The 6,344-nt window shown below is 57.6% G+C and carries 4 protein-coding genes; 1 reads left to right on the forward strand and 3 read right to left on the reverse strand.

Annotation, left to right across the window (positions count from 1 at the left end; all coding sequences use genetic code 11):
• Window positions 1-142 precede the first annotated feature (142 nt).
• Window positions 143-652, reverse strand: a complete 510-nt coding sequence (locus EOA32_RS31520) for a hypothetical protein (protein WP_128373799.1) — start codon at window positions 650-652, stop codon at window positions 143-145.
• An 11-nt stretch (window positions 653-663) separates the two neighbouring features.
• Complete coding sequence (locus EOA32_RS38925; RefSeq protein ID WP_189407529.1) at window positions 664-1,176, reverse strand: hypothetical protein; 513 nt, start codon at window positions 1,174-1,176, stop codon at window positions 664-666.
• Between the two features lie 262 nt (window positions 1,177-1,438).
• On the opposite strand from EOA32_RS38925, the gene EOA32_RS31530 reads away from it, so the two are divergent.
• A complete protein-coding gene (locus EOA32_RS31530) occupies window positions 1,439-4,249 on the forward strand; it encodes a pentapeptide repeat-containing protein (RefSeq protein WP_128373800.1) in 2,811 nt (936 codons plus the stop codon).
• 402 nt (window positions 4,250-4,651) lie between these two features.
• Here the strand turns inward: EOA32_RS31530 and lepA are convergent.
• Window positions 4,652-6,344, reverse strand: a 1,693-nt coding sequence (gene lepA, locus EOA32_RS31540) for a translation elongation factor 4 (RefSeq protein WP_128373802.1), incomplete at its 5' end; no start/stop codon positions are given.

Below are 6,344 nucleotides of genomic sequence, written 5' to 3' on the forward strand. Positions count from 1 at the left end.
TCCGCAGGCTCGCCCAAAACATCTTGGCTGCCCATCCGCTCGACAAACCAATCGCCAGCAAGATGCGCAGGGCCAATTGGAGCAAAGACTTCTTCTATGAACTCTTTACTCATATGCGATAGCCCTGCCTCGAGGGGGGAGATCAGCGCCTCACCGCCACATGCGGCGCGAATGTCTTCACCGCCTCGATCAAGTCCTGGTCGTGGATGTCGAGCGAGGAGATCTCCATGTGCACGGTGGTCTTGCCGAAGGGCATCAGGCCGAAGGCATTGGCGGCGGCGTATTTGATCGCGTCGGGCGGCTCCTCGGTGAGCTCGAAATTGAGCATCGCCGCACCCTTGCCGCCGGAGGCGAGGCGCACGCTCCGCACCTTGTTCCACGGCACCAGCACGTCGCCGGCGCGCGCATCGCGAAAACCGCGCTGATCAAGGGTGACCTTGACCGAATTGTCGAAAGCGCCGCGCGAAATGAAGACGCCAAGCGCCAGGAAGGCGACGCCGAGCAGCGCGATCCACAACACATGGCCGCTGGACGTGCCCGAGGCGACGCCCTGCAGGGCGCCGAAGCCAAAGATGCCGCCGATCAGGAACGGTCCCACCGCGGGCAGGATCTTGCCGGAGGCGCTGTTGCGGATTTCAAGCGGCGCGGCCATTTTTCGCCCGCTCACCGTTCCGATTTGAGCAGCGTCCAGATCCAGCCGATAAAGGTGAGGACCAGGAACGGATAGCCGGCGGCGGGCAAAGGCGCCGAGGTGGGCAGAAGCGGCGCGCCCCACAGCATCATCGCCGCCGAGACGGCGAAGAGCAGGGCCGCGACGAAAGCGGTGAGCCGCATCCAGAGCGCGAAGGTCGCTTGTGCGCTGACCATGACCAACCCCGCCGCCCAGAGGCAAATGCCGCCGACATAGGACGGCACGCTGGCCTCAAGGCCCGCCGCATTGCCGGCCAGAAGCAGGCTTTCGCCGCCGAGGTAGGTGAGGAAGCCGGCCGCGACGAGGTCATTGCCAAGCCGCTGGTATTTCATCGTCAGCAGCGCCGCCGCGACGACGACCCCCACGCCATCGATGGTCCACAGCGTCTCGCGCAGCGCGTCGCTGGCAACGAAGGTGCCCGCCATGCCCAACGCGCCGCCGACGGCGAGGCCGCTCGCGGCGATGGTGTCTGAGGTGGAGCGCATGTGATGTCTCCCCACGCCGGGGAGAGGATACAACGAGGTGAGGGCGCATCAAAGAGGTAACCTTGCCGGCGGGAAACGCATTGACTGCGGCATGCGAATGTACTGGCGGCACTCGCCCAATTCGAAGATGTTGAGTTGGCCTACAAACACGGCCATCCGGGATGCGCCAGTATTGATCTTCGCTACGACAGCACTGATGACAATGCGTTTACTGTCCATCGTTTCCGTGATTTGATAGCTCCCCTACAAAGGGGGGTTAGACATGGCAATTAGACTTCAGCCGGCGGACGGCACGTCCGGGGCCGAAAAGTTCATCGAGCCGGCGTCGCGGGTAATCGCCAATATTGTTGATCTCGTGTCGGGCGGAGCGCCAATCGCGAGCTTTGTGGGATCTTCATTGCTAGAGCTCGTCGGCTTATTCGTTGATATGAAGAAATCGGCCAGTGGTGCAAAGAAACTTGGAACGTCCGCCTGGGATCTAGTCCGCGCTTCGTATGCCTGCGCGCTTGTTCACTTTCTGTCGAAGGTGGAAATTCAACGCAAACCCACTGGGAATGAGTTGCGGCAGTTAGTTGCTGATCTCCTTCGAAACGCGGATCTCTACACAGCTGACTCCCTGCCGTCCCTCGAAACCGACCATCTACAATCGCCGCTGAAGAACCCAGTTTTTCGCGCTGCAGCCGCCAGGCTTCCCCATGAGCTGGCCTACTTCGGTTTGCAATGCGATGCACGCACCGTAAGATCGTTGTTCGAACGTTCCCTGTTCGAAGGGATAGCGGACGCACGGAATCTCGCTCCAGATACATTCCAATTGGTCGAATCCGCTCTATCCAGTCGGCTCGCGATTGTTGATGATCGTCGCAAAGCTCTACTCCGGCACGAAGAGTATCTTATTCGCCTCTTTACGCAGGAGCCAATTTTTGGACAAGAAACTAGCGGCATTACCCTCAACGACCTTTATGTTCGTCAGCGCTGCTTATGGGACTCGTTGATTAGCGATACAGGATCGACTGCTCATTCCATCGTCGACGGAGATATTCCGAGCTCAATGTTCGAAGGTACGGCCGGCCGGCGAAAAAGCCGTCGCCGTTACCAGCTCAACATCGGGTACCTGCATTCCCGGATAGGTGAATGGCTGGATGAGCGCTCTGGTCGCGACGCCGTCCGGGTTGTAGCAGGGGGGCCTGGTTCGGGTAAGTCCACTTTCGCGAGGGCGCTGGCAATCGAAGCGATCGACAACGGGGCCTATGACGTCCTTTACATTCCACTGCAGGAAATCGAGTCGGCCGGCAGCCTCGATAGCCGGATTTCTAACCTTTTTAGAGGAAGAACGGAGCTCGGTTTTGATCGAGTGGATTCACCGCTTCAATGGCTGGGTCAAGGATCTGTGGAGGGTTCTTCTCCCGAAAAGCCACTACTTTTGATTTGTGACGGTCTAGACGAGATAGCTCCGCCGGACACCGCCGAGTCTATAAATGTGACTACCGATTTCATTCAAAATCTGAGTAATTGGCTTAACCAGCGCAATTCTGGCGGTTGCTATGCCAAGGCGATAGTTCTTGGACGGACCATAGCGGCAGAAGAGGCTTTCGATAAACTCGCAATCGACTCCTATGCACTTCTACGAGTCGCCGGGCTATTGCCCTTGACCAACAATAGAGAATGGAAAAGGCACCAGGATAGCGGCTCTCTTCAAGACCCCGAGCAATTAGCTCCGATAGATCAGCGAACCGTCTACTGGGAAAATTGGTGCAGAGCATCCGGGTCGACGGAATCTCATATCAAAGAAGCTTTGCAGGGAGAGAGCGACTCGGCGAAAGCACTCGAAGATCTCACTTCCGAGCCACTGCTGTTGTATTTGCTTTTATGGACCGGGTTCGTTGGCAATCGGTGGAAAGAGGCGGCTGAAAACCGAAACGTCGTCTACGAGGAAATCTTTAAGCGGATATTCAAGCGAGATTGGGGAAAGGACTCATTGGAGCGTACACATCGGAAAAATCGGTTATTCGGGGGACATGTTGGAACCAGCAAGATCGAGGAACCCGAGTTCTTTGCGCTTCAAGAGACGCTCGGACTTGCTTCTTGGTCGTCAGGCGGTCGTATCGTTACCGACGAAGCATTTCAGCATGCATTAGCTATCTACCTAGATCAAGATCTCCGAGACGACGTATTGAAAGACTCTTCTTTTTCATTGAAGTCCGTTGCTCTTCAGAGTTACACAAAAAGTTCCTCCGATGGAAACGCTGGGTATGAATTCGTACACAAATCTTTAGGTGAATACCTGATTGCTAGGTGCCTTGTCAGTGCCTGCTACCAGGCTTTACAAGAGCTTCGAGAGCGCGTGTCGGATAGCCGATGCCAAGGCGCTGCCAATTACTTTGCAAAGATTGGTCAATTGGGAGCATTGACGGTTGAGATTCATCAATTTTTCTATGATGAGGTTCGAACAAGGTTCCCCATCGGGGAGGATGCAAATCGTCTGATTGATCACTCGTTTCCGGGCCTCATGAATTGGGTTGTACGAAATGGCTTTCCTGTTCATTTTTCGACAGAAGGCAGTCGGAGCTTCTATTCACTTCAAGTCGCCGACGCTAGATGCCTCGATGTATTGTGGAGCTTTGGGCAAGCTCTGCTCGCGGCAAGTCTACCAAAGAAAAATAGGGAGGCAGGTCGCTTGGTTATTGCTTGGCCGACAGCACAGCATTTCGCATCGCTATTTGGGCGACTGGCCGACCGAGTGCATGTCGGGGAGACAAAAAGACTCTGTTCGTTTGACAATTTAGTACTTAATGAACAAGGCCTCACGGAACTTACGTTCGGCTCCGTCATATTTGCGGCAGGGACTGCCCGGCCGCAGGATTGGCTTAAACTCTCAGCGAAGTATGCCAAGGTATCCGGTGGGCAATTCTATTCGGCGAATATGTGGACTGTGGACTTTGAGGGAGCTCACGTTACAGAAAGCAGCTTCGATGGGGCTCGGATGACTAATGCGAACTTTAGGAAAAGCGTGATAGACGAAGTGAGGTTTGGCCATGCCGATCTGAATGGCGCCAACTTTCGTCATCTAGTATAAATAGCACCACATTCAGCGGTTCAATGTTGCGTAGAGTATCGTTTAAACACTCTAAGTTATCTAAGGTGATATTCGGGCTGGATCGTGGCGAAGTCGGGCCTAGGACGACTCTCATGGACATTGATCTATCGTACTGCGATCTGGTGGACGTGTCGTTTAACGGAGTCGAGATACGAAACTTAAATTTGAAGGGGTCGCGCCTTGTTCGCTGCGATTTCTCAAAGAGTAAGATTAGACGCGTCAACTTCGATGAAACTCGCTTCGACTCGGTCATCTTCACAGAAAAACACGCGCCTCTACTGGGAGGCCTACAGACATCTTCGGGAATTACGATTGTCGATGAGCTAACCAAACCCGCGCGAGGGCGCGTTTTGGGGAAACACCCTGGAGATGCTAGGAAAATCAATCCCCCATCTTAAGCGCCTGGATGAACGCCTCCTGGGGAATATCGACCTTACCAAACTGCCGCATCCGCTTCTTGCCCTCTTTCTGCTTGTCGAGCAGCTTGCGCTTGCGGGTCACGTCGCCGCCGTAGCATTTGGCGGTGACGTCCTTCCTGAGCGCCGAGACGGTCTCGCGGGCGATGATGCGGCCGCCTATTGCGGCCTGGATCGGAATCTTGAAGAGATGCTGCGGGATCAGTTCCTTCAGCTTCTCGCACATGGCGCGGCCGCGCTTTTCCGCCGCCGACCGGTGCACGAGCATGGAGAGAGCGTCGACCGGCTCGTCATTGACCAGGATCGACATCTTCACCAGGTCGCCCTCGCGATAGTTGGTGAGGTGATAGTCGAAGGAGGCGTAGCCCTTGGAGATCGACTTCAGCCGGTCGTAGAAATCGAACACGACCTCGTTGAGCGGCAAATCGTAGGTCAGCATGGCGCGCTTGCCGACATAGGAGAGATCGGCCTGGATGCCGCGCCGGTCCTGGCAGAGTTTCAGGATGCCGCCGAGATAGTCGTCGGGGGTCAGGATGGTGGCGCGGATCCACGGCTCCTCGATCGAGGCGATCTTGACCACGTCGGGCATGTCGGCCGGGTTGTGCAGCTCCTTGGTCGTGCCGTCGATGAGGTTCATGCGGTAGACGACGCTAGGTGCTGTGGCGATGAGGTCGAGGTTGAACTCGCGCTCCAGCCGCTCCTGGATGATCTCCAGATGCAACAGGCCGAGGAAGCCGCAGCGGAAGCCGAAGCCGAGCGCGGCGGAGGTTTCCATTTCATAGGAGAAGGACGCGTCGTTGAGGCGCAGCTTGCCGACGGCGGCGCGCAGATCCTCGAAATCGGCGGCGTCGACCGGGAACAGGCCGCAGAACACCACCGGCTGCGCCGGCTTGAAGCCGGGCAGCGCCTTTTGCGTCGGGCGGCGGTCCTCGGTGATGGTGTCGCCGACGCGGGTGTCGGCCACTTCCTTGATCGAGCCGGTGAAGAAGCCGAACTCGCCGGGGCCGAGCTCGTCGACATTGACGCGGGCCGGCTTGAAGACGCCGGTGCGCTCGACGAGATATTTTGCGCCGGTGCCCATCATGCGGATGGTCTGGCCCTTCTTCATCACCCCGTCGATGACGCGCACCAGCACGATGACGCCGAGATAGGCGTCGTACCAGCTGTCGACCAGCATCGCCTTCAAGGGTGCCGCGATGTCGCCCTCGCGCGGCGGCGGCAGCTGGTGGACGATCGCCTCCAGCACGTCCGGCACGCCAAGCCCCGTCTTGGCCGAGATCAGCACGGCGTTGGAGGCGTCGAGGCCGATCACCTCCTCGACCTGCTCGCGGATGCGCTCGGGTTCAGCCGCCGGCAGGTCGACCTTGTTCAGCACCACGACGATCTCGTGGTTGTTGTCGATGGCCTGATAGACATTGGCGAGCGTCTGCGCCTCGACCCCCTGGGAGGCGTCGACCACCAGCAGCGAGCCCTCGCAGGCGGCGAGCGAGCGCGACACCTCGTAGGCGAAGTCGACATGGCCGGGCGTGTCGATGAGGTTCAGCACATAATCCTCGCCGTTTTTGGCGCGGTAGTTGAGCCGAACGGTCTGGGCCTTGATGGTGATGCCGCGCTCGCGCTCGATGTCCATCGAGTCCAGCACCTGCTCCTTCATGTCG

The organism is Mesorhizobium sp. M1A.F.Ca.ET.072.01.1.1, assembly GCF_004023325.1.
Taxonomy (GTDB): Bacteria; Pseudomonadota; Alphaproteobacteria; order Rhizobiales; family Rhizobiaceae; genus Mesorhizobium.

Excerpts from the sequence above, each read along its gene's own strand:
- EOA32_RS31520 (WP_128373799.1), bottom strand. The coding sequence starts at position 652 with ATGGCCGCGCCGCTTGAAATCCGCAACAGCGCCTCCGGCAAGATCCTG.
- EOA32_RS38925 (WP_189407529.1), bottom strand. The coding sequence starts at position 1,176 with ATGCGCTCCACCTCAGACACCATCGCCGCGAGCGGCCTCGCCGTCGGC.
- EOA32_RS31530 (WP_128373800.1), top strand. The coding sequence starts at position 1,439 with ATGGCAATTAGACTTCAGCCGGCGGACGGCACGTCCGGGGCCGAAAAG.